This is a genomic window from Pseudomonas sp. 05L36 (assembly GCF_056398125.1).
In genome coordinates, this window is the sequence record NZ_JBFTOU010000004.1 from 19,479 (window position 1) to 44,306 (window position 24,828).

The window sequence follows — 24,828 nt, forward strand, 5'->3', positions numbered from 1 at the left end:
CAGCAAGCGGGTAGCAGGCTCAGATAGGCCGGCTGCCGTACTTGTTGTCTGGCTTCTTGGGCGGATCGGCGACCACATTGGCCTCCACTTCCTGCACCTTGCCACCCTTGGCCAAAAACTCCTCCATGGCCCGCGCGAGAGCATCGCGTTCCTTGTTCTTGGCTTCGACACTCGGCAGCTCATCGACCGATACCGCTGCCTTGGCCTTGCCTTTGGCGGTCGGAACCGGCGCATCACCGCCGTCGTCTTCAGCGACGTCTTCCGCCGCTGCTTCCAGACCTTCTTCAGTTTCGTCGTCGCCTACTTCGAGGTCGTCGTTTTCCAGATCATCGTCGCTCATGTTCTACCTCATGACTTGCGAAAAGCAGATTAGTTATAGCCCAGCTTTGCCCTCTGTCGAAGGCTGCCGGAAAAAAATCAACAGCCGCTGCTGACCAGCGGTTATGCCTCTTCACCGTGCACGGTGGCGAGGACTTTGCGGGCACCGCCATGATCACGGTGCTCGCCCAGGTAAACGCCTTGCCAGGTCCCCAACGCCAGCCGGCCTGCCGAAATCGGCAAACTGAGCTGACAGCCAAGCACGCTGGCCTTGAAGTGCGCCGGGAGGTCGTCCAGGCCTTCGTCGTTATGCTCATAGCCGTCTGTTCCTTGTGGGATCAGACGATTGAAAAATCGTTCGAAGTCGCGACGTACCGCCGGATCGGCGTTCTCGTTGAGGGTCAACGACGCCGAGGTATGCTGCAGCCACAAATGCAACAGACCGACCCGACACGCCTTGAGTTCAGGCAGGCCGGCGAGTAACTCGTCCGTTACCAGATGAAAGCCCCGAGGCCTCGCCCGCAAGGTAATCAGAGTCTGTTGCCACATACAGTTCTCCGCACGTTCGGGGCGCATTCTAGCGCGCTCTGGGAAAAAACAAAGGCCCTAATATTCCTTCAATCCTGTAAGCCTTCGACCGCACAAAAACACCCGACGCAAACATCGCAAAACCTGTAGGAAAAAACCATTCAGCTGTTCCTCCAACGACAAATTTCAGACAAAAAAATGCCCGGCAAGCCGGGCAAGTTTTTTATGCGCGTGCTTACAAGTTGTAGCCGCGTTCGTTGTGAAGCGCCAGATCGATGCCGACCGCTTCTTCTTCTTCGTTAATGCGCAGGCCCATGACCGCATCCAGCACCTTGAGGATGATGAATGTGGCGATCGCGGTGTAGATCACCGTGAAGCCCACGCCTTTGCACTGAATCCACACTTGTGCGGCGATGTCGGTGACGGTGCCGAAGCCACCCAGGGACGGCGCTGCGAACACACCGGTCAGGATTGCGCCGAGGATACCGCCGATACCGTGCACGCCGAAGGCGTCCAGGGAGTCGTCATAGCCAAGCTTGCGCTTCAGGGTGGTGGCGCAGAAGAAGCACACCACGCCAGCCGCCAGACCGATGACCAGCGCGCCCATCGGGCCAACGGTGCCGGCAGCCGGGGTGATTGCCACCAGACCGGCAACCACGCCCGAAGCGATACCCAGTGCGCTAGGTTTGCCATGGGTGATCCACTCGGCAAACATCCAGCCCAGCGCCGCAGCGGCGGTAGCGATTTGCGTCACCAGCATCGCCATACCGGCGGTGCCGTTGGCCGCAGCGGCGGAACCGGCGTTGAAACCGAACCAGCCGACCCACAGCATGGCCGCGCCCATCAAGGTGTAACCGAGGTTGTGCGGCGCCATCGGCGTGGTCGGGAAGCCCTTACGCTTGCCCAGCACCAGGCAGGCAACCAGACCGGCCACACCGGCGTTGATGTGCACCACCGTGCCACCGGCGAAGTCCAGAACACCCCAGTCCCACAACAGGCCGCCGTTACCGGACCAGACCATGTGCGCAATCGGCGCGTAAACCAGGGTGAACCACACGCCCATGAAAACCAGCATCGCGGAGAACTTCATCCGCTCGGCGAAGGCGCCGACGATCAACGCCGGGGTGATGATCGCGAAGGTCATCTGGAAGGTGACGAACACCGCCTCGGGGAACAGCGCCGCAGGACCGGTCAGGCTGGCAGGCGTGATGCCGGCGAGGAATGCCTTGCCCATGCCGCCGAAGAACGAGTTGAAGTTGATGACGCCCTGCTCCATGCCCGTGGTGTCGAACGCGATGCTGTAGCCATAAATGACCCACAGGACGCTGATCAGACCAGTAATGGCGAAGCACTGCATCATCACGGAAAGAATGTTTTTCGACCGGACCATACCGCCGTAGAACAGCGCAAGGCCGGGAATGGTCATGAACAGCACCAAGGCTGTAGAGGTCATCATCCAGGCGGTATCGCCGGAGTTGAGGACGGGTGCCGCCACTTCGTCTGCCGCCAAGGCAAGGCTGGGCATTACGATGGACAACAGGGCTCCTAGCCCTGCGAATTTACGCAGAGTCATATTGTTTTCTCCTGGGGCGTTGGGTTTGTGGCGGCTTAGATAGCGTCGGTATCGGTTTCGCCGGTACGGATGCGAATCGCCTGTTCCAGATTGACCACGAAGATCTTGCCGTCACCGATCTTGCCGGTGTTGGCAGCCTTGGTGATGGCCTCGATTACCCGGTCCAGATCCTTGTCGTCGATGGCGACGTCGATCTTCACCTTGGGCAGGAAATCGACCACGTATTCCGCGCCGCGATACAGCTCGGTGTGACCCTTCTGCCGACCAAAGCCTTTGACTTCAGTGACGGTAATGCCCTGCACGCCGATCTCGGACAGCGACTCGCGTACGTCGTCCAGCTTGAACGGCTTGATGATGGCAGTGACTAGCTTCATGAAAACTCTCTCCCGAATTGGTGAACTTGCCCCAGGAAAACAAACCCGTCTCAAGTCTAAGCGCAGTGCCTGGCTTTGTAACGCATCGTCGGCCTTACCTGCCCGTTCGACGCCAGCTAACCGCTCCTCACGAAGCACTCCCCCGTGTTTCGCTTGGCGCACTGCATTCGTCACAGCGACTGCATCAGTGCATGGGTCACCAGCATCTAAGCAGAAACCTTGCCATCTCCACAAAACTCATAGTTTTCAATCTTTTGCCGGCAGATGTCCGCCATATCGCAACAACACTCGCCGGGTTACGCACAATAACGGTGCGACGCCGTCCGTCCCCATGCGCGAAAAGTGTGCGCCCTTCGCCTGCGCAAAGAACTATAGACACTGCGTGATACACTGCCCGCCATTGTTTCCAGGACATTGCCCATGCTCGCGCCCAAAGACTTCCTCGACGCCCTCACCGGTACCGCCTCCCGCCTCTTCAGCGGCGACACGCCTCTGCCGAAAGCAGAAATCGAAAGCCAGTTCAAAATGTTGCTGCAAAGTGGCTTCAGCAAACTGGATCTGGTGAGTCGGGAAGAATTCGATAGCCAGATGGTTGTACTGGCGCGCACTCGGGCGCGGCTGGAGAGCCTTGAGGCGAAGGTGGCGGAGCTGGAAGCGAAGCTGAATCCGCCGACCGAGTAACCCCCCCAGCTCCCACCATCAAACCCGATCCAATTTGGGCGCGAGCTTGCTCGCGATAAGGTCGGAACGACCTTCAGAATCACCTGTAGGAATTGCCGCAGTCTGTGATCTTCAAGCCCGCAAGAATCCCGGCAACTTCCTACAAAGATCTCATTCGCCGTCCGATTGCGTCGCAAAGCTCCGGTTCCTAAGCTCACTCTCAGCTGAAGACCTTCGGGTCTGCCGGTTTTTTCCGGAGGCACCGGTTCGCCAACCCGCGCATCACTGCCACCCGATTCGTTTGACGAAAATCAGAGGCAGTTTCCTTCATTCGAATGCGGGAGCTGCACCCGCTCGAGAAAGTTCAAGCCCATGCTACATGGCTTGGATAATAGTTTGCGATGAACAAAATCTTCTAAATGGAATGCTGTTACCAACACCACAAGGAGCAACACCCATGAAACTGTATAAGTCTTTAATTGCGGCTTTCGCGCTGACTGCATTTCACATAAGTTCAGCTGTCGCCGGGCCGCCTGTGACAGTCACATTCAAGAACCTTGGAACACAGACCGCTACGTACACCCCCACAACCAACAATGAGGTTATAACAAAAGTAAACGCATCACCTACTCCACAAGAGTCCGTAATTGCAAATGGCTCGGATACGTACACCATACAAAGCCGGATGTTTCCTGGCCACAACTATGCTAATTTGCGATATCAAATGGGTAGAAAGAAATGTATTTATCTAACTACATTTGTGGAGACTGTTGGCCCAGGCGCGACCAAAATCCCAAAATGGAATAATACGGCAACGCCTAGCGGCGGCGCCACCTGCAACATCAAGGTAACTAGAACAAATCCGTCCTCCTATGCCTGGTCAGTAGTAATCACCATGAAATGAAGCATGTTGCGGGCCTTAAGTGGTTTGCAAAATCTTGCATAAGTATCAATATTATCAGGCGATAGATTATATTTTAGTCATCAAACATGGGAGTTGCAAAAAATGTTTAATTCACTAAACAATTCTGCAGTTAACAGCGGCCAAACGCTGGCTGGAACTAAAAAACTGACAGCGACTCCCAGCAAAAACCCAGGTGTCAACCAAAGTAGCCCCCAGGGCCCGTATGGCAACGCACGAGATAGCAGTACCGTTTCCACGCTAGCGAGCCAATTGAGCGAAGCCTCAGTACGTGCGCAGGCCCGGGATGTACGCCTGACTAAAATGGAACTGAGTTCGATAGCTAAAAACACATTCAACGAATTGGAGAGTGCTAATTATACTGCCAATAAATTAAAATACGACTCTGAAGCTCCCGACACAGATAATTCCACATTACTAGCGCGCGCCAAAAGTGCGACACAGTATACAAACGGGCTCGGCAAAAATCCGTTTTCGGGGATGCCCATGGATCAACTGGCCTTAATAACCTACGATGGCAGCAGCACCTTTACCGTCAATGAAAGACGGGCAGCATTGGAAGAATCGGCCAAACAAGAATTTGCATGGCGACAGAAAGTGGTGGCCCAAGCAGAATTTGAATATAACAGCACTGGAAAGCTTACCAACTTCTTCCAAAATGTCCTTGACCATTACAAGGGCCTGCCTCCCGTGGAGCAAGCACAGTATCCAAACAACTACGAAACCAAACTCAAGGACTGGATAGATTTAGACTTCAACTATTTTACGAATATCGCAGAAGGCAAAAAAAAGATGGATACCGAGCGCTTCGCCAGCAAAATCCTGGACGGTGACAGTAGTTTGTTTGACGACACAACCTCTTCCAAAGAAGCTGCTTCAACATAAATTATTTGATTTTGCACGCAGAATAAATTCGAGAAATCAAATACCTGCGATATGTTTTGCAGACACTCCTTATGCAACTCGCAAACAGCGTTGAGTAGTGCGATTGCTCAGGAGGTGGATTTGCCACCGCAGCCGAACGCAGCGTTTGGCTGATGTTACAGATCGTGACCTCAGCAACATTCTGCGAAAGTTTCCGTCCTCTCCGGCAAGACTCCACGACTACCCTTCAAAAACCCGCAGGAAGCGGCCCCCGTTTAGCTCAAGGAACGACCATGTCCCTCTCCATCGTCCACAGCCGCGCCCAGGTCGGCGTGGAGGCGCCAGCCGTTACTGTTGAAGTCCATCTGGCCAATGGTTTGCCGTCGCTGACCATGGTCGGCCTGCCCGAGGCGGCGGTGAAGGAAAGCAAGGACCGGGTGCGCAGCGCGATCATCAATTCGGGGCTGCAATTTCCGGCGCGACGGATCACGTTGAATCTGGCGCCCGCGGATTTGCCCAAGGATGGCGGGCGGTTCGATCTGGCGATTGCCTTGGGGATTCTCTCGGCCAGCGTGCAGGTGCCGACGCTGACACTGGATGACGTGGAGTGCCTGGGGGAGCTGGCGCTTTCCGGTGCAGTGCGGCCCGTCCGTGGGGTGCTGCCGGCGGCATTGGCGGCGCGCAAGGCCGGGCGCTGGTTGATGGTGCCGCAGGCGAATGCCGAGGAGGCTTGCCTGGCGTCGGGGTTGAAGGTCATTGCAGTGGACCATCTGCTGCAGGCAGTGGCACATTTCAATGGGCACACGCCCATCGAGCCTTACGTTTCCAATGGTTTGCTCTACGCCAGTAAACCCTATCCCGACTTGAATGAAGTTCAGGGGCAAATGGCAGCCAAACGCGCGCTGCTGATTGCGGCAGCGGGTGCGCATAACCTGCTGTTCAGCGGGCCACCAGGTACGGGCAAGACACTTCTGGCGAGCCGATTACCAGGGCTGTTGCCACCCTTGGCCGAAAACGAAGCACTGGAGGTCGCGGCGATTCAGTCAGTCGCCAGCTGTGTGCCGCTGAGCCACTGGCCGCAGCGACCGTTTCGCCAGCCACATCACTCTGCATCAGGTCCTGCACTGGTCGGTGGCGGCTCGAAACCGCAACCCGGCGAAATCACCCTCGCCCACCACGGTGTGCTGTTCCTTGATGAACTCCCGGAATTTGATCGCAAGGTACTGGAGGTACTGAGAGAACCGCTGGAATCCGGCCACATCGTGATTTCCCGCGCCAAGGACCGCGTACGCTTCCCGGCTCGCTTTCAACTGGTCGCTGCGATGAATCCCTGCCCCTGTGGATATCTTGGCGAACCGAGCGGCCGCTGTTCCTGTACGCCGGACATGGTGCAGCGCTATCGCAACAAACTGTCGGGGCCGCTGCTGGACCGCATTGATCTGCATCTAACCGTCGCACGCGAAGCCACGGCGTTGAATCCTGCGTTAAAACCCGGTGACGACACTGCCACCGCCGCCGAGTTGGTTGCCAATGCACGAGAACGGCAACAAAAACGCCAGGGCTGTGCCAATGCATTTCTCGATTTGCCGGGCCTGCGCAGACACTGCAAGTTATCCACAGTCGACGAAACCTGGCTGGAAACGGCGTGTGAACGGCTGACCTTGTCGCTGCGAGCGGCCCATCGACTGCTCAAAGTAGCGCGCACTCTGGCGGACCTTGAACAAGTCGATGAGATCAGACGCGAGCACTTGGCCGAAGCGCTGCAATATCGGCCAACAACACTCTAGTCAGCATCACCCCTTGCTGAGATCAACCAACGGCGTCTGCCGCACCTCAGTCTCCCGCCCACCCTGAATCTCGCTCACCTGCTTCAGCGCCTTATCCACAGCGGTCTTATCCGCGAGCAAGCCGTAGCTGATGCGGAACTGCTTCTGCTCCTTCGGCCCAATCATTGGCACCAGGTTCAGTGGCCGCTGATACCGGCGGTTGTAGGAAAAACTTGTGCCTGGCTCCAGCCCCGTGACATAGCCCTGCCCTTGGGTATCGGTGTTTTTCCACAGGGAGAACACGGGCAGTGTTTGAGTGTTGAAACCGACCGAGACGCCCAGGCTGCCGGCCTTGTTATGCAGGACGGTCAATGTATCGCCCTTGGCATCGGCGTACGGCACTACGTTGTAAACCGTTTCGTCGTAGTCCTTGGTCGGTGCACGATAGGTTTGCCAGTCCGGCAAATCGCTTTTGGCTTTATCGTTGAACGGCGACACCTGTTTCACCGGCGCGGCGAAGCGGGCGCCCTGCTCCAGGAATGGGGTGCTGAAGTTGCTGTGATACAGCGCCTGGTATTCCTTCGGATAGTCGCCGTTGTTGGTCAGGGTGTCGTTGAGGGCGAACGCTACGCTGCCGGGCTCGGTGACCAGTTCGGTCGCGACCGAGAAGTCGACCTTCTTGAAAGCCTGTTCTTTCAGCTCGCCGCGCAGGCTGATGGCGTACGGCGGTTTTTCATCGATGTGCAGAGTGACTTTGTTGGCCGGGATATTGGCAGCGCGACCGTGCAGGGTCAGCAGTTCGCCGTTGTCGATGCCGGGGTGGCCGACCCATTCGTAGCCGCAGCGGGTGACCAATTCATTGAAGCCTTCCAGCCAGCCCAGGCCACCACGGCCGTTGAGCTCGATGAAGGACGGATTGACCACTTCCTTGACTGGCGAATCCCAACCCATGCGCACGTTACCGACCGAGGCCTGCAGGACGTTCATGCCGCGAGTTGGAACTACCGAAAGTTTCATCGTGCCGTTATCGATGTCGACGATGCTGACGCCTTCCTGCCGACCGCCGTGCAAGGTGCGCAGGGTCACGCTGAAAGGTTTGTCGGTTTTTACGCCGAGTTGCTGGCTGGTGATTTGCCAGTTCTGGGCGGCTTTGTCGGTGTCGAGCAGGACGTAATCCCAGGCTAGGGCTTGGGAGGCAGCGGACAGTGCGCTGAGGGCAACGAAGAGTTTGAGTGGGGTCATGGCAATAGCCTTTCTTGGAGTTGTTCCATTTTTATAGACCTGAAGAAACGTTTCAGCAAGCATAAAAGTGGAGACATCGGTGGCAAATGCCAAGAAAGACAATTGATCCGCAGTTGTGCGACAAACGGAAATTGAGTCGATGCCATCGATTCAGTCCAGGCGTTCGACATCCGGTAACTCCATGGCCCGGACCTCGCCTTGCAGGAAATCACTGAGGCGACGCAAACGCTCGCCACCGGGCCGGGTTTTCGGCCAGACCAGGTAATAATTCTCACCACTGGCGACGGCGGTCGGCCACGGCAAACTCAGACGTCCCTGCGCAACATCCTCCGCCACCATCAGCAAATCGCCCATGGACACGCCGTAACCTCGAGCGGCAGCGATCATGCCCAGCTCCAGCGTATCGAACACTTGCCCGCCCTTGAGCGAGATTCGATCGGTCAGGCCCATGCGCTCCAGCCAGTTGCGCCAGTCACGGCGGTCCGGTGTCGGATGCAGCAGCTCGGTACTGGCCAGACGCGTAACGTCCCACGGTTGATCCTTCAGAAGATTCGGCGCGCCCACCGGAATCAGCTCTTCGGGGAACAGGAAAGTCGCCTCCCAGTCCGGGGGAAAATGCCCGTTGCTGAGGATGACAGCGCAGTCAAAGGGTTCGTGGTTGAAGTCCACCGTATCGATGTCCATCCAGGCGCTGGTCAATTGCACTTCGTTCCCCGGTCGCAGGTGCCGGAAACGACTGAGCCGCGCCAACAGCCAACGCATGGTCAAGGTCGACGGGGCTTTCATGCGCAGGATGTCGTCCTCGGCGCGCAAGGTATTGCAGGCGCGCTCCAGGGCGGTGAAGCCTTCGCGGATGCCCGGCAACAGCAAACGGGCCGACTCGGTCAGTTGCAGGTTGCGGCCACTGCGGTGAAACAAGCGGCAGGCAAAATGCTCTTCGAGCGTACGAATATGTCGGCTGACCGCACTCTGGGTAATCGACAGTTCTTCGGCGGCGCGAGTAAACGAGCTATGCCGCGCCGCCGCTTCGAATGCTCGAAGGGCATACAAGGGAGGAAGACGACGGGACATCAGGAAAGCTCCTACAGCACGATTGCTTCAACTTATCGGAAACTCTCTCACATGAGTTTTAATCATGCCACCCATCCTTTTTATCCCTTTGTGCAAACCCCGCAGAGCGCCGAGAATCGACGCTTCCTGTTTTCTCTGACAATCGAGCGTGATGATCATGCAGCATCCAGCACGTACTGAACTCCGGGCCATCCTGCGGCTGGCGGGGCCGCTGATTGCCTCGCAGTTGGCGCACATGCTGATGGTCCTCACCGACACCCTGATGATGGCGCGCCTGAGTCCCGAAGCACTGGCCGGTGGCGGGCTCGGTGCAGCGACCTATTCGTTCGTGTCGATTTTCTGCATCGGCGTGATCGCGGCGGTCGGCACACTGGTGGCGATCCGTCAGGGTGCCGGCGATATTGTCGGGGCTACCCGGCTGACCCAGGCCGGGTTGTGGCTGGCATGGCTGATGGCGCTGGCCGCCGGTTTGCTGCTGTGGAACCTCAAACCGGTACTGTTGTTATTCGGCCAGACCGAAAGCAACGTCCAGATGGCCGGGCAGTTTTTGATCTTCCTGCCGTTCGCCCTGCCCGGCTACCTGAGCTTCATGGCCCTGCGCGGGTTCACCAGTGCCATTGGCCGTGCGACACCGGTGATGGTCATCAGCCTGGGCGGAACCGTGGCCAATTTCCTGCTCAACTATGCGCTGATTACCGGGATGTTCGGCCTGCCGAAACCGGGATTGATGGGCATCGGGCTGGTCACGGCGATTGTCGCCAACCTGATGGCACTCGCACTGGCGTGGCACATTCGGCGGCATCCGGCTTATGAGGCCTATCCGCTGCGTCAGGGCCTGTCTCGGCTGAACCGCCAGTACCTGAAGGAGCTGTGGCGTCTGGGCCTGCCGATTGGCGGTACCTATGCCGTGGAGGTCGGGCTGTTTGCCTTCGCTGCGCTGTGCATGGGCACCATGGGCAGCACACAACTGGGCGCGCACCAGATCGCCCTGCAAATCGTCTCGGTGGCATTCATGGTCCCGGCGGGTATTTCCTACGCGATCACCATGCGTATCGGTCAGCACTACGGTGCCGGGCAACTGTTGGATGCACGGCTGGCCGGGCGGGTCGGTATTGCATTCGGGGCGGCGGCGATGCTGTGTTTCGCCATGGTCTTCTGGTTGCTGCCAAACCAGTTGGTCGGTTTGTTTCTCGACCACAATGACCCGGCGTTTCGCGATGTCATCAACCTTGCCGTGAGCCTGTTGGCGGTGGCGGCCTGGTTCGAGCTGTTCGACGGCGTGCAAACCATTGCCATGGGCTGCATTCGCGGACTCAAGGATGCCAAGACCACTTTCCTCGTCGGCCTGGGTTGCTACTGGCTGATCGGCGCACCGGCGGCGTGGTGGATGGCGTTCCATTTGCAGTGGGGGCCAACGGGTGTCTGGTGGGGCCTGGCGCTGGGGCTGGCGTGCGCGGCGGTGAGCCTGACGCTGGGATTTGAATGGAAGATGAAGCGGATGATTCGGCGGGAGCCAGCGCAACAGAACGGCTTCCCCATCGCCCAGCCGGATTGAGACCCCTGTAGGAGCTGGCTTGCCAGCGAAGGCGTCGTGTCAGTCGCCATGGTTGTTGTCTGGCACACCGCTTTCGCTGGCAAGCCAGCTCCTACAAAGGTGTGGTCGCTGTAGCGCAGGTGCGGTGGTGGTTAAACCACCACTTCCAGCATCGGCTGCTCGCTGGAGCCAATCGCCAGATACTCCACCAGCTCAGCCAACGGCAAAGGCTTGCTGATCAAATATCCCTGCACCTGATCGCATTCAAATCCGCGCAGCAGATCCAGTTGCTCCGGCGTTTCCACACCTTCTGCGACCACCTCAAGGTTGAGGTTGTGCGCCAGGTTGATCATCGCGTGGACCAGCTTGCGGTTTTCCTCACGCTGTTCCATGCCGCCGACAAAGCTCTTGTCGATCTTCAGCAAGGTGATCGGCAGACTGTTGAGGTGCACGAAGGACGAGAAACCGGTGCCGAAGTCGTCGAGGGAGAAGCGCACACCGAGACGCCCGAGAGCGTCCATGGTCTGCTTGACCAGATCGCTGCGGCGCATCACGGCGGTTTCGGTCAGCTCGAATTCCAGCCACTGCGCCTCGACGCCACGCTCGGCAATCAGGCGACTCAAGGTCGAAAGCAACTGACTGTCCTGGAATTGCCGGAACGACAGGTTGATTGCCATGTGCAACGGCGGCAAACCCAGCTCAAGCAGCGCCTGCATGTCGCGCAAGGCCCGGGAAATCACCCAGTAGCCCAGCGGCACGATCAGACCGCTTTGCTCAGCCAGCGGCACGAACTCACTCGGCGGCAACAAGCCGCGCTCGGCATGGCGCCAGCGCACCAGGGCTTCGAGGCCGACGATTTGCCCGTCTGCGAGGTTCAGCCGTGGCTGGTAGTGCAGCTCCAGCTCATCGCGGCGCAGCGCCCGGCGCAGCTCGGTTTCGAGGTCGGCGATGCTGCGGGCATTGCGGTTGATGCGTTCGTTGAAAATGTGAAAGGTGCAGCCCTGGGTGCTTTTGGCCTGCTGCATGGCGATATGTGCATGCCACATCAGCGGATCCGCATCGGTCTGGGCCCGGGCGTAGGCGATGCCCAGGCTGGAACCGATCAGCAGGCTTTCGCCGTCGACCCAATAAGGCTCGGCCAATGCTTCGCTGATGCGTTCGGCCATCCACTCGGCACGCTGGGGAGCGCGACGGGTGTCGATCAGCAAAGCGAATTCATCGCTGCCCAGGCGTGCCAGTTGATCGCCGGTCTCGAGCTGGCTCTTGAGCCGCGCCACCACTTGCAGGATCAAACGGTCACCGGCCTGATGGCCAAGGGCATCGTTGGCATAACGAAAGTTGTCGAGGTCGAGATGACCGAGGGCCAGGCCGCGCCCGTCGTTTTCCGCCAGCCGCGCGGTCAGCAGGGTCTGGAAGCCCTGGCGATTGGCGATGCCAGTGAGCGGATCTTGCTCGGCCAGGCGTTGCAGAGTGTTTTCCAGGACGCCACGCTCGCGCACATGACGCAGGCAGCGGCGCAACATGCCGGTATCGAGCAGATCGCGCACCAGCCAGTCACTCACACCGTCGGGCGGGGTCAGCGGCTCATGGTCGAGCAGCAACACCGTCGGCAGGCCGCAACGGCCCGGCGCCGGTTGAAGTTGCGGGATGGTCAATAACACCGCGCTGCGGTTGTCATCGAACAGGCTGCTGACCGACTCCCAACTCGGCGCGCTGATGAGAACGGCCGAGCTCCCCATAGGAACCAGACACTCGCGCAACAACGCTGCCCACGCTGGCTCTTCGGCCAGTAGCAGCAAACGCAAGGGTTCGACAGGCGTAGACAAGCTAGCTCCCTAGACTCTGCAAAGATGTAGGCGACGGGCATTATGCCGTTCCGATAACTAATGACAATGACATCAGTTATCAAATCGAGCCCTTTGCATCTGGAATTACGAACATTAGCCGCAAATTCATTGCGCATCCTGCGTGAAAGTAACAAAACCGGCAATTACAGATAGCGTGGTACGTCACAAGTCGGACAGAGCAGCACAATTCGCTGAGCCTGTTAAAATGCCGGCCCATTTTGTGACTGACTCCTGAATTTACCTATGTCCCGACTCAATCCCCGGCAGCAAGAAGCCGTGAGCTACGTCGGCGGCCCTCTTTTGGTGCTCGCCGGCGCCGGCTCCGGCAAGACCAGCGTGATCACGCGCAAAATCGCGCACCTGATCCAGAACTGTGGCATTCGCGCCCAGTACATCGTCGCCATGACCTTTACCAACAAGGCCGCCCGCGAGATGAAGGAACGGGTTGGCACTCTGCTGCGTGCCGGTGAAGGTCGTGGGCTGACGGTCTGCACGTTCCACAACCTGGGCCTGAACATCATCCGCAAGGAACACGTGCGGCTGGGCTACAAACCGGGCTTCTCGATCTTCGACGAGACTGACGTCAAAGCCCTGATGACCGACATCATGCAGAAGGAATACTCGGGCGACGACGGCGTCGACGAGATCAAGAACATGATTGGCGCCTGGAAAAACGACCTGATCCTGCCGGCCCAGGCCCTGGAAAACGCGCGCAACCCCAAGGAACAGACTGCCGCCATCGTCTACACCCACTATCAGCGCACGCTCAAGGCGTTCAACGCGGTGGACTTCGACGACCTGATCCTGCTGCCGGTGAAGCTGTTCGAAGAGCACGCCGACATCCTGGAAAAGTGGCAGAACAAGGTGCGCTACCTGCTGGTCGATGAATACCAGGACACCAACGCCAGCCAGTACCTGCTGGTAAAAATGCTCATCGGCAAACGCAACCAGTTCACCGTGGTAGGTGACGACGACCAGTCGATCTATGCCTGGCGTGGTGCCCGCCCGGAAAACCTGATGCTGCTCAAGGAAGACTACCCGTCCTTGAAAGTGGTGATGCTGGAGCAGAATTACCGCTCCACCAGCCGCATCCTGCGTTGCGCCAACGTGCTGATCTCGAACAACCCCCACGAATTCGAAAAGCAGCTGTGGAGTGAAATGGGCCACGGCGACGAGATCCGCGTGATCCGCTGCCGCAACGAGGACGCCGAGGCCGAGCGCGTGGCCATGGAAATCCTCAGCCTGCACTTGCGCACCGACCGCCCGTACAGTGATTTCGCGATCCTCTATCGCGGCAACTACCAGGCCAAGCTGATCGAGCTGAAGTTGCAGCATCACCAGGTGCCGTATCGCCTGTCTGGCGGCAACAGCTTTTTCGGACGTCAGGAAGTGAAGGACCTGATGGCCTACTTCCGCCTGATCGTGAACCCGGATGACGATAACGCCTTCCTGCGGGTGATCAACGTGCCGCGCCGCGAGATCGGCTCGACCACGCTGGAGAAGCTGGGCAACTATGCGACCGAGCGCAAGATCTCGATGTACGCCGCCACCGACGAGATGGGTTTGGGCGAGCATCTGGACAGCCGCTTCACCGATCGCCTGTCGCGCTTCAAGCGCTTCATGGACAGGGTGCGCGAGCAGTGCGCCGGCGAAGACCCGATCTCGGCCCTGCGCAGCATGGTCATGGACATCGACTATGAGAACTGGCTGCGCACCAACAGCTCCAGCGACAAGGCCGCCGACTACCGCATGGGTAACGTCTGGTTCCTGATCGAGGCGCTCAAGAACACCCTGGAGAAAGACGAAGAAGGCGAGATGACCGTCGAGGACGCCATCGGCAAACTCGTGCTGCGCGACATGCTGGAGCGTCAGCAGGAAGAGGAAGACGGCGCCGAAGGCGTGCAGATGATGACCTTGCATGCCTCCAAGGGCCTGGAATTCCCCTACGTGTTCATCATGGGCATGGAAGAGGAAATCCTCCCGCACCGCTCCAGCATCGAAGCCGACACCATCGAAGAAGAACGTCGCCTGGCCTACGTGGGCATTACCCGCGCGCGCCAGACCCTGGCCTTCACCTTCGCCGCCAAGCGCAAGCAGTACGGCGAGATCATCGATTGCGCGCCGAGCCGTTTCCTCGATGAGCTGCCGCCGGACGATCTGGCCTGGGAAGGTAACGACGACACACCGACCGAAGTCAAAGCCGTGCGAGGCAACAACGCATTGGCGGATATACGCGCGATGTTAAAGCGCTAGAATTGACCACTTTTACATGACCTTCGGCGCACAGGCGCCAAAAGAGGACAGCTTCATGGAAGCCCTGCACAAGAAAATTCGCGAAGAAGGCATCGTGCTTTCCGACCAGGTCCTGAAAGTCGACGCCTTTTTGAACCACCAGATCGACCCGGCCCTGATGAAGCTGATCGGCGACGAATTCGCCACGCTGTTCAAGGATTCGGGCATCACCAAGATCGTCACCATCGAAGCCTCGGGCATCGCCCCGGCGATCATGACCGGCCTGAACCTCGGCGTGCCGGTGATTTTCGCCCGCAAGCACCAGTCCCTGACCCTGACCGAAAACCTGCTGTCGGCAACCGTGTACTCGTTCACCAAGCAGACCGAAAGCACCGTCGCGATCTCCCCGCGCCACCTGACCAGCAGCGACCGTGTGCTGATCATCGATGACTTCCTGGCCAACGGTAAGGCGTCCCAGGCGCTGATTTCGATCATCAAGCAGGCCGGCGCTACCGTTGCCGGTTTGGGGATCGTGATCGAGAAGTCATTCCAGGGCGGCCGTGCGGAACTGGACTCGCAGGGTTATCGCGTAGAGTCCCTGGCTCGCGTGAAGTCGCTGAAAGATGGCGTTGTGACCTTCATCGAATAAAGCCACACCGCAATGCCCCCTGTAGGAGCTGGCTTGCCAGCGAAGAGGCCATCACATCCAACATCTTTGTTGTTTGTCACGCCGCCTTCGCTGGCAAGCCAGCTCCTACAAGCGAGCGCGTGCAGTCGCCTTGAGGCCTGTGAGCAGCAACCGCTGATACAAATCCTCCTTCATCCCCTCCGGGTTAGCCAGTTGCATGCGTTCCAGATGTTCCGGAAATGCTGCCGCCTCCGGCGCATCCAGCGCTGCCTTGCCCAACTCCAGCACCTCGCTCAGCTTGAACTTGCTCTTGAGCCAGTTCAGTGCCCGCAACAGATCACGCTCGACCTCGGTGAAATCGCAGCCCAGCGGATACTCTGGAAACAGCAGTGGATGCCGTGCCTGAATCGCCTGCAAACGCTGCGGACTGTTATCGGTAAAGCGTGGTTCGAGACGAAAGTCCTTGGGCAATTTGCCGACTTTCTGCGCCTGCTCGATCAATCCCGATTGAAAACGCGAGTCGCTGATATTGAGCAAGGCCTCAATCACTGCCGCATCGGTTTTGCCGCGAAGATCGGCGATGCCGTACTCGGTGACCACGATGTCCCGCAGATGCCGCGGAATCGTGCAGTGACCATACTCCCAGACGATGTTCGAGCTGGCGTCGCCGCCGGACTCGCGCCAGCTGCGCAGCAGCAACACCGAGCGCGCGCCTGCCAGCGCATGGCCCTGAACCACGAAGTTGTATTGCCCGCCTACGCCGCTGAGCACACGTCCGTCTTCGAGCTGATCCGCCACCGCCGCACCGAGCAAGGTCACGGTGAACGCGGTGTTGATGAACCGCGCATCCAGGCGTTGCAAGCGCTTGAGTTCTTCCTGGCCGTAGAGCTCGTTGATGTAGCTGATGCGGGTCATATTGAATGCAAGCCGCTTGCTTTGCGGCAACTCGCGTAAGCGCTCGTAGTAGCTGCGCGGACCGAGGAAAAATCCGCCGTGCACCGAGATGCCATCGGTTTGCGCAGTCTCGTCGAGGGTGCCGGCATTCGCCTGCTGTTGGGTAGCCACGTCTGGATAAACCTTGCGCCGCACGATCCCGGCATCGGCCAGCACCAGCAAACCATTGACGAACATTTCGCTGCAGCCGTACAGACCGTTGGCGAAGGTTTCGATGCCGCCTTCGCGCTCGATCAGTTGCGCCCACTGGCTAAGGTTTACGTCTGCCAGCAAAGCGCTGTATCCGTCGTTGTCGGCTTGCCGCGCCAGCAGCGCCGCCGTCAGCGCATCGCCCATGGAACCGATGCCGATCTGCAAGGTGCCGCCGTCACGCACCAGGGTGCTGGCGTGCAGGCCGATGAAATGGTCCTGACACCCCACCGGCATGTTCGGCGTGGAGAACAGCGTGGTGTTGTCCTTCTGGTCGATCAGCAAGTCGAAGGTGTCGATGCCGAGTTCCGCATCGCCGGGCATGTAAGGCAGATCGTTGTGCACCTGGCCGACCATCAGGATGGTTTCTCCGGCGGCGCGGCGCTTGGCGATCATCGGCAACAGGTCGAGGGTGATGTCCGGGTTGCAGCTCAGGCTCAAGCGGTCGGGATGTTCGGCATCGCTGGCCACCAATTGCGCCACCAGGTTCAACCCGGCGGCGTTGATGTCCCGCGCCGCATGGCTGTAGTTGCTGCTGACGTAATCCTGCTGCGCCGCGGCACTGTTGAGCAGACTGCCGGGCTGCATGAAGAATTGCTGGATGTGGATGTTGCCCGGCAGTTGGTCGCGACGCAGGTCGGCGAGAAATTCCAGCTCCGGATAATCGCCGAACACGCGTTCGATAAAGGGTTCGAGAAATCGCTTTTGCAATCCGTCGCCCAAGGGCGGACGGCCCAGGCACAGCGCGGTGTAGATCGTCAGCCGCCGCTCGGGCAGTTGCGCGATACGTCGATACAACGCGTTGACGAAGTGGTTGGGTTTGCCCAGGCCCAGGGGCAGGCCCATGTGAATGTGGACCGGCAACCGCGCCAGTACGTCATCGACCGCCTGCTCGATAGAACACAGCTGAACCATCGGATCCTCCCTCACGTTCCATGAATTGGGGTTGGTCCGAGCTTGCCGGGTCTTTGCCGCAATGAACAGTCACAGCGGTCAAATCGCAGGCACAAAAAACCTTGTAGGAGCGAGCTTGCTCGCGATGGTCGTCAACGATAACGCGGCAAGCCTGACACCCTGCGGCGCCTTTGAATGCTTCGCGAGCAAGCTCGCTCCTACAGAGAACAGCGGCGTTTATCGAGATTGCAGGCACAAAAAAGCCGCTCGAAAGCGGCTTTTCAGCAGCAAGACTCAGGCTTACTTCAGGCCGGACATCTTCTGGATGGCGCCTTTGAGCTCGGCGTCTGCACAATCGGCGCAGGTGCCTTTTGGCGGCATCGAGTTGAGGCCGGAGATCGCCTTGGCGAGCAGGCCGTCAACACCACCTTCTTTCTTGGCACGCTCGCCCCAAGCGGCGGCATCACCGATTTTCGGCGCGCCCAACAGGCCTGAACCGTGGCAAGCGTTGCAATGTTTTGCAATCACTTCATCCGGGGTTTTCGCACCACCGCCACCACCGGCTGAAGCGGCCACTTCCATGCCCTTGCACTCTTTACCCTGAACACAAACCTGGCCGACTGGCTCAAGGCGTTTGGCGATTTCGTCGTTGGTCACAGCTTGAGCGCTGACACTGACAGCCCATAGGGCCAATACGGTTGCTGGTGCAGCCAGCATTTTCATAATTAGGTTCACGCGTTCACCCTCAATGGTGGCTAGTCACGCCTACGGCCACGGTTCGCAGGCGGGCGCAAGTATAGCGGTAAGCCCGTCGCACTGAAACAACCCCAAAGTCGGAGGGGTCTTAGGCTGCGGCGGAAATACAGCCCGGGCGCCTCCGCGATGCTGGCAGGACGCCTCTTTTCTTAGAAGTTCGCCGGCGTGGCTGCGCTGATTAGTCGCGCCGGCACGTCGAACGGATTACGGAAACGGTGTGGCTTGGTACTTTCAAAGTAGTAGCTATCGCCGGCTTCGAGGACAAAAGTTTCGAGACCGACCACCAGTTCCAGTTTTCCTTCGACCAGGATGCCGGTTTCCTCACCCTCATGGGTGAGCATCTCGTCACCGGTGTCGGCGCCTGGCGGATAGATTTCATTGAGGAACGCGATCGCCCGGCTCGGATGGGCACGCCCGACCAGTTTCATGGTCACCGCGCCATCGGAAATATCGATCAGCTCGTTGGCCTTGTAGACGATCTGAGTCGGTTTTTCCTGCAGGATTTCTTCGGAAAAGAACTCGACCATGGACATGGGAATCCCGCCCAACACCTTGCGCAGCGAACTGATCGAAGGGCTCACGCTGTTCTTTTCGATCATCGAAATCGTGCTGTTGGTGACCCCCGCCCGTTTGGCGAGTTCACGCTGGGAAAGGCCTTTGAGCCTACGGATGGATTGCAGTCGTTCACCGACGTCCAAAGCTTGCGCCTCCAGGATTCAAAATTGTTGGAATAGTGAGCGTTATCATGGCGACAGCGTTCAGTATTTACAACACTTTGACCTGAATCCTGTTCAGCGAGGCGACTTCCGGTCTGGAGCTTCGGGCACTAAGCCCCGGAATAGAGCAGTGGCACTCGGCGCAGGTTGCAGAATATCTGGTATGGAATCGTGCCGGCAGCCATGGCCACATCACTGGCGAGGATGTTTTTGCCCCACAATTCGACGGTCGAACCGAGGCCGGCCTGCGGCACATCGGTCAGGTCGATGCAGAGCATGTCCATCGATACCCGGCCAATCAGCTGGCTACGCTGACCAGCCACCAACACCGGCGTGCCGGTCGGTGCCGAACGCGGGTAGCCATCGGCGTACCCCATGGCCACGACGCCAATGCGCATCGGTTTGGAGGTGATGAATCTGGCGCCGTAACCGACGGGCTCGCCGGCCGGCAGTTCACGCACACTGATCACTTTCGATTCCAGCGTCATCACCGGTTGCAGGCGCGCAGCCACTTCATTGGCTTCTTCGAACGGCGTGGCGCCATAGAGCATGATGCCCGGACGCACCCAATCGCTCGGAATCTGTGGCCAACCGAGCACTGCCGGCGAGTTACGCAGACTGACCTCGGCGTCCAGGCCCTTGCGCGCGGCCTCGAACACCGCAACCTGGTCGGCGCTGGCCTGTTCGTGCAACTCATCGGCGCGCGCAAAGTGGCTCATCAACACCACTTTCGCGACCTTGCCGCTGGCCAGCAGTCGTTGATAGGCCGCCTGATAATCCGCCGGATGCAGGCCAACCCGGTGCATGCCCGAGTCGAGCTTGAGCCACACCGTGATCGGCTTGCTCAACGCCGCTTTCTCGATGGCTTCGAGTTGCCACAGCGAATGCACCACGCACCAGAAATCATGCTCGACGATCAGTGCCAGCTCGTCGGCTTCGAAAAAACCTTCCAGCAGCAGGATCGGCGCACGAATGCCCGCCGCCCGCAGCTCCAACGCCTCTTCAATGCAGGCCACGGCAAACCCGTCCGCCTCGGCTTCCAGCGCTTGTGCGCATCGCACAGCGCCATGGCCATAGGCATCGGCCTTGATCACCGCGAGGGCTTTGGCCCCCGTGAGCTCACGGGCGATTTGGTAGTTATTGCGCAGGGCTTGAAGGTCGATCAGGGCACGGGCAGGACGCATGGCGGCAGACTTCTGGTCGGGTTATCGGGAAGAAAAACCGGCGCTGGCTGACGGCGTGAACCGCCAGCAGCACCGGGAGAGGGATCTGTCTGAAAGCTTATGGCAGAGCGGCGACAACCGACAGCTCGACCAGGATTTGCGGTTCGCACAATTTCGATTCAACCGTGGCGCGGGCCGGGGCGACGCCTTTTGGCAGCCACTTGTCCCACACCGCGTTCATGCCTTCGAAATGCGCGTCGATGTCTTTCAGGTAAATCGTCACCGACAACAGATTGTGCTTGTCGGTGCCCGCCAGATCGAGCAACCGCTCGATGTTGGCGAGGGTTTCACGGGTCTGCTGTTCAATCCCGGCGTTCATGTCATCGCCGACCTGTCCGGCCAGGTAAACCGTGCCGTTATGGGTGACGATCTGACTCATGCGCTCATTGGTGAGCTGGCGCTGGACTGACATGCTTTGCAGGCTCCTGGGTTTTGTTGTCATAACGGGAAATATCGAGGCCTTCGGCGCTGATCTGTGGCTTTTTCTTCGCCATCAGGTCAGCCAGCAAGCGACCGGAGCCACAGGCCATGGTCCAGCCGAGCGTGCCGTGACCGGTGTTCAGGAACAGGTTCTTGAACTTTGTTCCGCCGACAATCGGGGTGCCGTCCGGAGTGGTCGGACGCAGGCCCGTCCAGAAGCTGGCCTCGGCCAGATTGCCGCCCTGAGGATAAAGGTCGTTGACGATCATCTCCAGGGTTTCGCGCCGGCGCGGGTTCAGCGACAAGTCAAAACCGGCAATTTCAGCCATGCCGCCGACGCGGATGCGGTTGTCGAAACGGGTGATCGCGACCTTGTAGGTCTCATCGAGAATGGTCGAAGTCGGGGCCATCGCCGGGTTGGTGATCGGCACGGTCAGGGAGTAGCCCTTGAGCGGATACACCGGTGCCTTGATCCCCAGCGGCTTGAGCAGCTGCGGCGAATAGCTGCCGAGGGCCAGCACGTAGCGGTCGGCGGTTTCCAGCTTGCCGTCGATCCACACACCGTTGATGCGGTCACCGGCGAAGTCGAGGCGCTGAATGTCCTGGCCGAAACGGAATTGCACACCGAGGTTTGCGGCCATTTCTGCAAGCTTGGTGGTGAACATCTGGCAGTCGCCAGTCTGGTCGTTCGGCAGGCGCAGGGCACCGGCGAGGATGTCCGTGACGCTGGCCAGCGCCGGCTCAACGCGGGCAATGCCTTCGCGGTCGAGCAGTTCGAACGGCACGCCGGACTCTTTCAGCACGGCGATGTCTTTCGCCGCGCCGTCGAGCTGGGCCTGGGTGCGGAACAACTGGGTAGTACCGAGGCTGCGGCCTTCGTAGGCGATGCCGGTTTCGGCACGCAGTTCGTCGAGGCAGTCACGGCTGTACTCGGACAGGCGGACCATGCGCTCCTTGTTCACCGCGTAACGGCTGGCGGTGCAGTTGCGCAGCATCTGTGCCATCCACAGGTACTGGTCGATGTCGGCAGTGGCCTTGATCGCCAGCGGCGCGTGGCGCTGCAACAGCCACTTGATGGCCTTGAGCGGCACGCCCGGCGCGGCCCACGGCGAGGCATAACCCGGCGAGACCTGCCCGGCGTTGGCGAAACTGGTCTCCATGGCAGCAGCCGGCTGCCGGTCGACCACCACCACTTCGAACCCGGCACGGGCCAGATAATAAGCACTGGTGGTACCGATGACGCCGCTACCCAAGACCATGACGCGCATTTTCATATCCCTCATCGCGGCTAACCGCTGACGTTTGTTATTCAGAGCTTCAGATGCGCGCAGTGTAAAAAAGATTTGCCAGTGCTTTTCACTATATAAGCGCCTATATTTGGCGACAATTCTCGGCAAAAACCCTTTTCACGGAGGCGCATCCCCTATGCGTACCAACACTCAGACCAAACGTGAGCTGGACAAGATCGACCGCAACATCCTGCGGATCCTGCAAGCGGACGGGCGGATTTCCTTTACGGAGCTTGGAGAAAAGGTCGGGCTCTCGACCACGCCCTGTACTGAGCGGGTCCGGCGTCTGGAGCGCGAAGGGATCATCATGGGCTACAACGCCAGGCTCAATCCGCAGCACCTGAAGGGTAGTCTGCTGGTGTTCGTCGAGATCAGCCTGGATTACAAATCCGGCGATACTTTCGAAGAGTTCCGACGTGCGGTGCTGAAATTGCCCCACGTGCTGGAGTGTCATCTGGTGTCAGGGGATTTCGACTACCTGGTGAAGGCGCGGATTTCCGAGATGGCGTCGTACCGCAAGTTGCTGGGCGACATCCTGCTCAAGTTGCCCCATGTGCGCGAGTCCAAGAGCTATATCGTGATGGAAGAGGTGAAGGAGAGCCTGACCTTGCCGATTCCGGATTGAAGATCAAAAGATCGCAGCCTGCGGCAGCTCCTACGGATGTACACGCGCTTTTTGTAGGAGCTACCGCAGGCTGCGATCTTTTAAACCAACACCTGCCGAGTGTTGGCCATGTACTCAAACACCTGCGTCTCCACCCGCGGATGAATCAGCTCCACCGGCCCGCGCCCATTCGGGCACGGCAAGGTCTTGGTGGTGCCGAACAACCGGCAGATCAGCGGCCGCTCGTCATACACCGTGCAACCATTCGGCCCCAGATGCACGCAGTTGAGTTCTTCCATGGCGGCATCCTGCTCGGCGCGGGTCTTGCGTGGCAGACGCGACATTTCTTCCGGCGAGGTGGTCACCGGCCCGCAGCAGTCATGGCAGCCGGGAACGCACTCGAACGAGGGAATCTGTTGTCGCAATGTGCGGATTGTCTGGCTGTTGCAGCTCATTGCAGCGGTGACCAATAGCGGAATAGAGCGGGATTCTGACGCAAAAGCTCCGATCCAGACAGTACCAGCCGACCAATGTTGCCCGCCCGGAAAGGTCCGGCTTATGCTCCGTCAAGTTTTCTAAAAGCAAGAACCAGGATCACGCACATGAATGCCCGTGCTCAACAGCCTGCTCTGAACCACACCGCTTCCTACTACGCCGCCAGCAGCCTGCCGCAGCCCGAACTTGCGGCGCTCAAAGGCGAAGTGCTGGCCGATGTCTGTGTGGTGGGCGGCGGGTTTTCGGGGTTGAACACGGCGCTTGAGCTGGCCGAGCGCGGCCTCAGCGTGGTGTTGCTTGAAGCCCATAAAATTGGTTGGGGCGCCAGTGGACGCAACGGCGGGCAGCTGATTCGCGGCGTCGGCCACGGCCTCGATCAATTCGCTAACATCATCGGCGTCGAAGGCGTACGGCAGATGAAACTCATGGGCCTGGAAGCCGTGGAAATCGTCCGGCAACGGGTCGAGCGCTTCCAGATCCCCTGCGACCTGACCTGGGGTTACTGCGACCTCGCCAACAAGCCCCGTGACCTTGAAGGATTCGCCGAGGATGCCGAAGAATTGCGCAGCCTCGGTTATCGCTACGAGACCCGATTGCTGCAAGCCAATGAGATGCACACCGTGGTCGGCTCCACGCGTTACGTCGGCGGCCTGATCGACATGGGCTCGGGGCACCTGCATCCACTGAACCTGGCCTTGGGCGAAGCAGCCGCGGCACAACATCTGGGGGTCCAGTTGTTCGAGCACTCGGCCGTGACCCGCATCGACTATGGCCCAGAGGTCAAGGTCCATACCGCCGAGGGCTCGGTGCGCGCCAAAACCCTGGTGCTGGGCTGCAATGCCTACCTCAACAACCTCAATCCGGAACTCAGCGGAAAAGTCCTGCCCGCCGGCAGTTACATCATCGCCACCGAACCATTGAGCGAAGAACTGGCCCACGCCCTGCTGCCGCAGAACATGGCGGTCTGTGACCAGCGAGTGGCGCTGGATTATTACCGGCTCTCGGCGGACCGGCGCCTGCTGTTTGGCGGCGCCTGCCATTACTCGGGCCGCGACCCGAAAGACATCGCCGCGTATATGCGCCCGAAAATGCTGGAGGTCTTTGCGCAACTGAGCGCAGTGAAGATCGATTACCAATGGGGCGGCATGATCGGCATCGGTGCCAATCGCCTGCCGCAGATCGGACGACTCAAGGACCAGCCGAACGTGTACTACGCCCAGGCCTATTCCGGTCATGGCGTGAATGCCACGCACCTGGCCGGCAAGCTGCTGGCCGAAGCTATCAGCGGCCAGCACAGCGGCGGCTTCGATCTGTTTGCCAAGGTGCCACACATCACCTTCCCCGGCGGCAAGCATTTGCGTTCGCCGTTGCTGGCGTTGGGGATGTTGTGGCATCGGCTTAAAGAGCTTCGCTGAATTCCATTCACCTGTCGGGAACGCGGTTCATCTTACAGGCGCCAGAAAGGCTTCAGCCCCTCCTCCCGCGCCTGCTCCCGCGTCAGCCCGATATCCTTGAGCTGGTCAGCCGTCAGGGCCAGCAAGGCCTTGCGCGTGTGCAGGCGACGCCAGAATCGGTCCCAGTGACTCTGGCCGGACGACGCATTGCGCATACCCGCCTCCCGCGCGCCGTTGTTCTGCTCTGCCGCCAGTTCCTGACTGTGTAACGTCAGCCGCACATCGCTCAAACCGTTCATCTTGGATGCTCCTGTTTACTTGGGTAGCCAGAGGCT

Annotated in this window: 24 protein-coding genes; 9 read left to right on the forward strand and 15 right to left on the reverse strand. The window is 59.3% G+C overall.

Annotated elements, in window-relative coordinates; genetic code table 11:
* Positions 1 to 19: 19 nt before the first annotated feature.
* The 4 genes from sutA to glnK all read right to left on the reverse strand — a co-directional run bounded on the left by sutA (position 20) and on the right by glnK (position 2,793).
* Positions 20 to 340 carry a transcriptional regulator SutA gene (gene sutA / locus AC1DKH_RS05660; protein ID WP_108217207.1) on the reverse strand — a complete coding sequence of 107 codons (321 nt, stop codon included), beginning with the start codon at positions 338 to 340 and terminating at the stop codon, positions 20 to 22.
* 101 nt (positions 341 to 441) lie between these two features.
* Complete coding sequence (locus AC1DKH_RS05665) at positions 442 to 867, reverse strand: secondary thiamine-phosphate synthase enzyme YjbQ (protein WP_477797689.1); 426 nt, start codon at positions 865 to 867, stop codon at positions 442 to 444.
* A 214-nt stretch (positions 868 to 1,081) separates the two neighbouring features.
* Positions 1,082 to 2,419 (reverse strand): ammonium transporter, encoded by a 1,338-nt coding sequence (locus AC1DKH_RS05670; protein WP_477759735.1) that lies wholly within the window; start codon positions 2,417 to 2,419, stop codon positions 1,082 to 1,084.
* 35 nt (positions 2,420 to 2,454) lie between these two features.
* A complete protein-coding gene (gene glnK, locus AC1DKH_RS05675; RefSeq protein WP_002555808.1) occupies positions 2,455 to 2,793 on the reverse strand; it encodes a P-II family nitrogen regulator in 339 nt (112 codons plus the stop codon).
* A 420-nt stretch (positions 2,794 to 3,213) separates the two neighbouring features.
* Here glnK and AC1DKH_RS05680 point away from each other — a divergent pair, with 420 nt between their 5' ends.
* The 4 genes from AC1DKH_RS05680 to AC1DKH_RS05695 all read left to right on the forward strand — a co-directional run bounded on the left by AC1DKH_RS05680 (position 3,214) and on the right by AC1DKH_RS05695 (position 7,026).
* The gene (locus AC1DKH_RS05680) at positions 3,214 to 3,474 is read left to right on the forward strand and encodes an accessory factor UbiK family protein (protein WP_046038993.1); all 261 of its coding nucleotides are present in this window, start codon (positions 3,214 to 3,216) and stop codon (positions 3,472 to 3,474) included.
* A 436-nt stretch (positions 3,475 to 3,910) separates the two neighbouring features.
* Positions 3,911 to 4,357, forward strand: a complete 447-nt coding sequence (locus tag AC1DKH_RS05685; protein WP_477787150.1) for a hypothetical protein — start codon at positions 3,911 to 3,913, stop codon at positions 4,355 to 4,357.
* Between the two features lie 102 nt (positions 4,358 to 4,459).
* Positions 4,460 to 5,260: a hypothetical protein gene (locus tag AC1DKH_RS05690; protein WP_477797690.1), complete on the forward strand. Its 801-nt coding sequence runs from the start codon at positions 4,460 to 4,462 to the stop codon at positions 5,258 to 5,260.
* A gap of 272 nt (positions 5,261 to 5,532) precedes the next feature.
* Positions 5,533 to 7,026, forward strand: coding sequence for a YifB family Mg chelatase-like AAA ATPase (locus AC1DKH_RS05695; RefSeq protein WP_477752283.1), 1,494 nt, complete (start codon positions 5,533 to 5,535; stop codon positions 7,024 to 7,026).
* A 6-nt stretch (positions 7,027 to 7,032) separates the two neighbouring features.
* Here the strand turns inward: AC1DKH_RS05695 and AC1DKH_RS05700 are convergent, their stop codons facing one another.
* The gene (locus AC1DKH_RS05700; protein ID WP_477752282.1) at positions 7,033 to 8,247 is read right to left on the reverse strand and encodes an aldose 1-epimerase family protein; all 1,215 of its coding nucleotides are present in this window, start codon (positions 8,245 to 8,247) and stop codon (positions 7,033 to 7,035) included.
* Positions 8,248 to 8,397: 150 nt separating this feature from the next.
* Positions 8,398 to 9,318, reverse strand: a complete 921-nt coding sequence (locus tag AC1DKH_RS05705; protein WP_477752281.1) for a LysR substrate-binding domain-containing protein — start codon at positions 9,316 to 9,318, stop codon at positions 8,398 to 8,400.
* 157 nt (positions 9,319 to 9,475) lie between these two features.
* Between AC1DKH_RS05705 and AC1DKH_RS05710 the strand changes: the two genes are divergently transcribed.
* Entirely contained in the window at positions 9,476 to 10,873 is a 1,398-nt protein-coding gene (locus AC1DKH_RS05710) for a NorM family multidrug efflux MATE transporter (RefSeq protein ID WP_477797691.1), read from the forward strand.
* A 131-nt stretch (positions 10,874 to 11,004) separates the two neighbouring features.
* On the opposite strand, the gene AC1DKH_RS05715 is transcribed toward AC1DKH_RS05710, so the two are convergent.
* On the reverse strand, positions 11,005 to 12,678 hold the full coding sequence (locus AC1DKH_RS05715; RefSeq protein ID WP_477797692.1) for a putative bifunctional diguanylate cyclase/phosphodiesterase: 1,674 nt from the start codon (positions 12,676 to 12,678) through the stop codon (positions 11,005 to 11,007).
* A gap of 264 nt (positions 12,679 to 12,942) precedes the next feature.
* Here AC1DKH_RS05715 and rep point away from each other — a divergent pair, with 264 nt between their 5' ends.
* The gene (gene rep, locus AC1DKH_RS05720; RefSeq protein WP_108217218.1) at positions 12,943 to 14,952 is read left to right on the forward strand and encodes a DNA helicase Rep; all 2,010 of its coding nucleotides are present in this window, start codon (positions 12,943 to 12,945) and stop codon (positions 14,950 to 14,952) included.
* A 55-nt stretch (positions 14,953 to 15,007) separates the two neighbouring features.
* Entirely contained in the window at positions 15,008 to 15,580 is a 573-nt protein-coding gene (locus tag AC1DKH_RS05725) for a xanthine phosphoribosyltransferase (RefSeq protein ID WP_217829247.1), read from the forward strand.
* 105 nt (positions 15,581 to 15,685) lie between these two features.
* Here AC1DKH_RS05725 and AC1DKH_RS05730 read toward each other — a convergent pair whose 3' ends face one another.
* The 6 genes from AC1DKH_RS05730 to dadA form a co-directional block, all read right to left on the reverse strand.
* Complete coding sequence (locus tag AC1DKH_RS05730) at positions 15,686 to 17,617, reverse strand: acetyl-CoA hydrolase/transferase C-terminal domain-containing protein (protein ID WP_477797693.1); 1,932 nt, start codon at positions 17,615 to 17,617, stop codon at positions 15,686 to 15,688.
* A gap of 279 nt (positions 17,618 to 17,896) precedes the next feature.
* Entirely contained in the window at positions 17,897 to 18,319 is a 423-nt protein-coding gene (locus AC1DKH_RS05735) for a c-type cytochrome (protein WP_477752300.1), read from the reverse strand.
* A 182-nt stretch (positions 18,320 to 18,501) separates the two neighbouring features.
* The gene (locus AC1DKH_RS05740; protein WP_008023455.1) at positions 18,502 to 19,050 is read right to left on the reverse strand and encodes a cupin domain-containing protein; all 549 of its coding nucleotides are present in this window, start codon (positions 19,048 to 19,050) and stop codon (positions 18,502 to 18,504) included.
* Positions 19,051 to 19,178: 128 nt separating this feature from the next.
* The gene (gene alr / locus AC1DKH_RS05745) at positions 19,179 to 20,252 is read right to left on the reverse strand and encodes an alanine racemase (RefSeq protein WP_477797694.1); all 1,074 of its coding nucleotides are present in this window, start codon (positions 20,250 to 20,252) and stop codon (positions 19,179 to 19,181) included.
* Positions 20,253 to 20,349: 97 nt separating this feature from the next.
* Positions 20,350 to 20,703, reverse strand: a complete 354-nt coding sequence (locus tag AC1DKH_RS05750; protein ID WP_477763032.1) for a RidA family protein — start codon at positions 20,701 to 20,703, stop codon at positions 20,350 to 20,352.
* Entirely contained in the window at positions 20,675 to 21,979 is a 1,305-nt protein-coding gene (dadA, locus tag AC1DKH_RS05755; RefSeq protein WP_477752275.1) for a D-amino acid dehydrogenase, read from the reverse strand. Before dadA ends, AC1DKH_RS05750 begins: the two co-directional genes overlap by 29 nt.
* Before the next feature lie 157 nt (positions 21,980 to 22,136).
* On the opposite strand from dadA, the gene AC1DKH_RS05760 reads away from it, so the two are divergent.
* A complete protein-coding gene (locus AC1DKH_RS05760; protein WP_007975155.1) occupies positions 22,137 to 22,625 on the forward strand; it encodes an Lrp/AsnC ligand binding domain-containing protein in 489 nt (162 codons plus the stop codon).
* A gap of 80 nt (positions 22,626 to 22,705) precedes the next feature.
* Here AC1DKH_RS05760 and AC1DKH_RS05765 read toward each other — a convergent pair whose 3' ends face one another.
* Positions 22,706 to 23,059: a YkgJ family cysteine cluster protein gene (locus tag AC1DKH_RS05765; RefSeq protein WP_477752274.1), complete on the reverse strand. Its 354-nt coding sequence runs from the start codon at positions 23,057 to 23,059 to the stop codon at positions 22,706 to 22,708.
* A gap of 147 nt (positions 23,060 to 23,206) precedes the next feature.
* On the opposite strand from AC1DKH_RS05765, the gene AC1DKH_RS05770 reads away from it, so the two are divergent.
* Positions 23,207 to 24,514 (forward strand): NAD(P)/FAD-dependent oxidoreductase, encoded by a 1,308-nt coding sequence (locus AC1DKH_RS05770; RefSeq protein WP_477797695.1) that lies wholly within the window; start codon positions 23,207 to 23,209, stop codon positions 24,512 to 24,514.
* A 32-nt stretch (positions 24,515 to 24,546) separates the two neighbouring features.
* Here the strand turns inward: AC1DKH_RS05770 and AC1DKH_RS05775 are convergent, their stop codons facing one another.
* Positions 24,547 to 24,792: a DUF1127 domain-containing protein gene (locus AC1DKH_RS05775; RefSeq protein WP_477787146.1), complete on the reverse strand. Its 246-nt coding sequence runs from the start codon at positions 24,790 to 24,792 to the stop codon at positions 24,547 to 24,549.
* Positions 24,793 to 24,828: the final 36 nt, after the last annotated feature.

Bases quoted from the DNA above. Each gene is read 5' to 3' on its own strand.
- sutA (WP_108217207.1), bottom strand. From the start codon at position 340: ATGAGCGACGATGATCTGGAAAACGACGACCTCGAAGTAGGCGACGAC.
- AC1DKH_RS05665 (WP_477797689.1), bottom strand. From the start codon at position 867: ATGTGGCAACAGACTCTGATTACCTTGCGGGCGAGGCCTCGGGGCTTT.
- AC1DKH_RS05670 (WP_477759735.1), bottom strand. From the start codon at position 2,419: ATGACTCTGCGTAAATTCGCAGGGCTAGGAGCCCTGTTGTCCATCGTA.
- glnK (WP_002555808.1), bottom strand. From the start codon at position 2,793: ATGAAGCTAGTCACTGCCATCATCAAGCCGTTCAAGCTGGACGACGTA.
- AC1DKH_RS05680 (WP_046038993.1), top strand. From the start codon at position 3,214: ATGCTCGCGCCCAAAGACTTCCTCGACGCCCTCACCGGTACCGCCTCC.
- AC1DKH_RS05685 (WP_477787150.1), top strand. From the start codon at position 3,911: ATGAAACTGTATAAGTCTTTAATTGCGGCTTTCGCGCTGACTGCATTT.
- AC1DKH_RS05690 (WP_477797690.1), top strand. From the start codon at position 4,460: ATGTTTAATTCACTAAACAATTCTGCAGTTAACAGCGGCCAAACGCTG.
- AC1DKH_RS05695 (WP_477752283.1), top strand. From the start codon at position 5,533: ATGTCCCTCTCCATCGTCCACAGCCGCGCCCAGGTCGGCGTGGAGGCG.
- AC1DKH_RS05700 (WP_477752282.1), bottom strand. From the start codon at position 8,247: ATGACCCCACTCAAACTCTTCGTTGCCCTCAGCGCACTGTCCGCTGCC.
- AC1DKH_RS05705 (WP_477752281.1), bottom strand. From the start codon at position 9,318: ATGTCCCGTCGTCTTCCTCCCTTGTATGCCCTTCGAGCATTCGAAGCG.
- AC1DKH_RS05710 (WP_477797691.1), top strand. From the start codon at position 9,476: ATGCAGCATCCAGCACGTACTGAACTCCGGGCCATCCTGCGGCTGGCG.
- rep (WP_108217218.1), top strand. From the start codon at position 12,943: ATGTCCCGACTCAATCCCCGGCAGCAAGAAGCCGTGAGCTACGTCGGC.
- AC1DKH_RS05725 (WP_217829247.1), top strand. From the start codon at position 15,008: ATGGAAGCCCTGCACAAGAAAATTCGCGAAGAAGGCATCGTGCTTTCC.
- AC1DKH_RS05730 (WP_477797693.1), bottom strand. From the start codon at position 17,617: ATGGTTCAGCTGTGTTCTATCGAGCAGGCGGTCGATGACGTACTGGCG.
- AC1DKH_RS05735 (WP_477752300.1), bottom strand. From the start codon at position 18,319: ATGAAAATGCTGGCTGCACCAGCAACCGTATTGGCCCTATGGGCTGTC.
- alr (WP_477797694.1), bottom strand. From the start codon at position 20,252: ATGCGTCCTGCCCGTGCCCTGATCGACCTTCAAGCCCTGCGCAATAAC.
- AC1DKH_RS05750 (WP_477763032.1), bottom strand. From the start codon at position 20,703: ATGTCAGTCCAGCGCCAGCTCACCAATGAGCGCATGAGTCAGATCGTC.
- dadA (WP_477752275.1), bottom strand. From the start codon at position 21,979: ATGCGCGTCATGGTCTTGGGTAGCGGCGTCATCGGTACCACCAGTGCT.
- AC1DKH_RS05760 (WP_007975155.1), top strand. From the start codon at position 22,137: ATGCGTACCAACACTCAGACCAAACGTGAGCTGGACAAGATCGACCGC.
- AC1DKH_RS05765 (WP_477752274.1), bottom strand. From the start codon at position 23,059: ATGAGCTGCAACAGCCAGACAATCCGCACATTGCGACAACAGATTCCC.
- AC1DKH_RS05770 (WP_477797695.1), top strand. From the start codon at position 23,207: ATGAATGCCCGTGCTCAACAGCCTGCTCTGAACCACACCGCTTCCTAC.
- AC1DKH_RS05775 (WP_477787146.1), bottom strand. From the start codon at position 24,792: ATGAACGGTTTGAGCGATGTGCGGCTGACGTTACACAGTCAGGAACTG.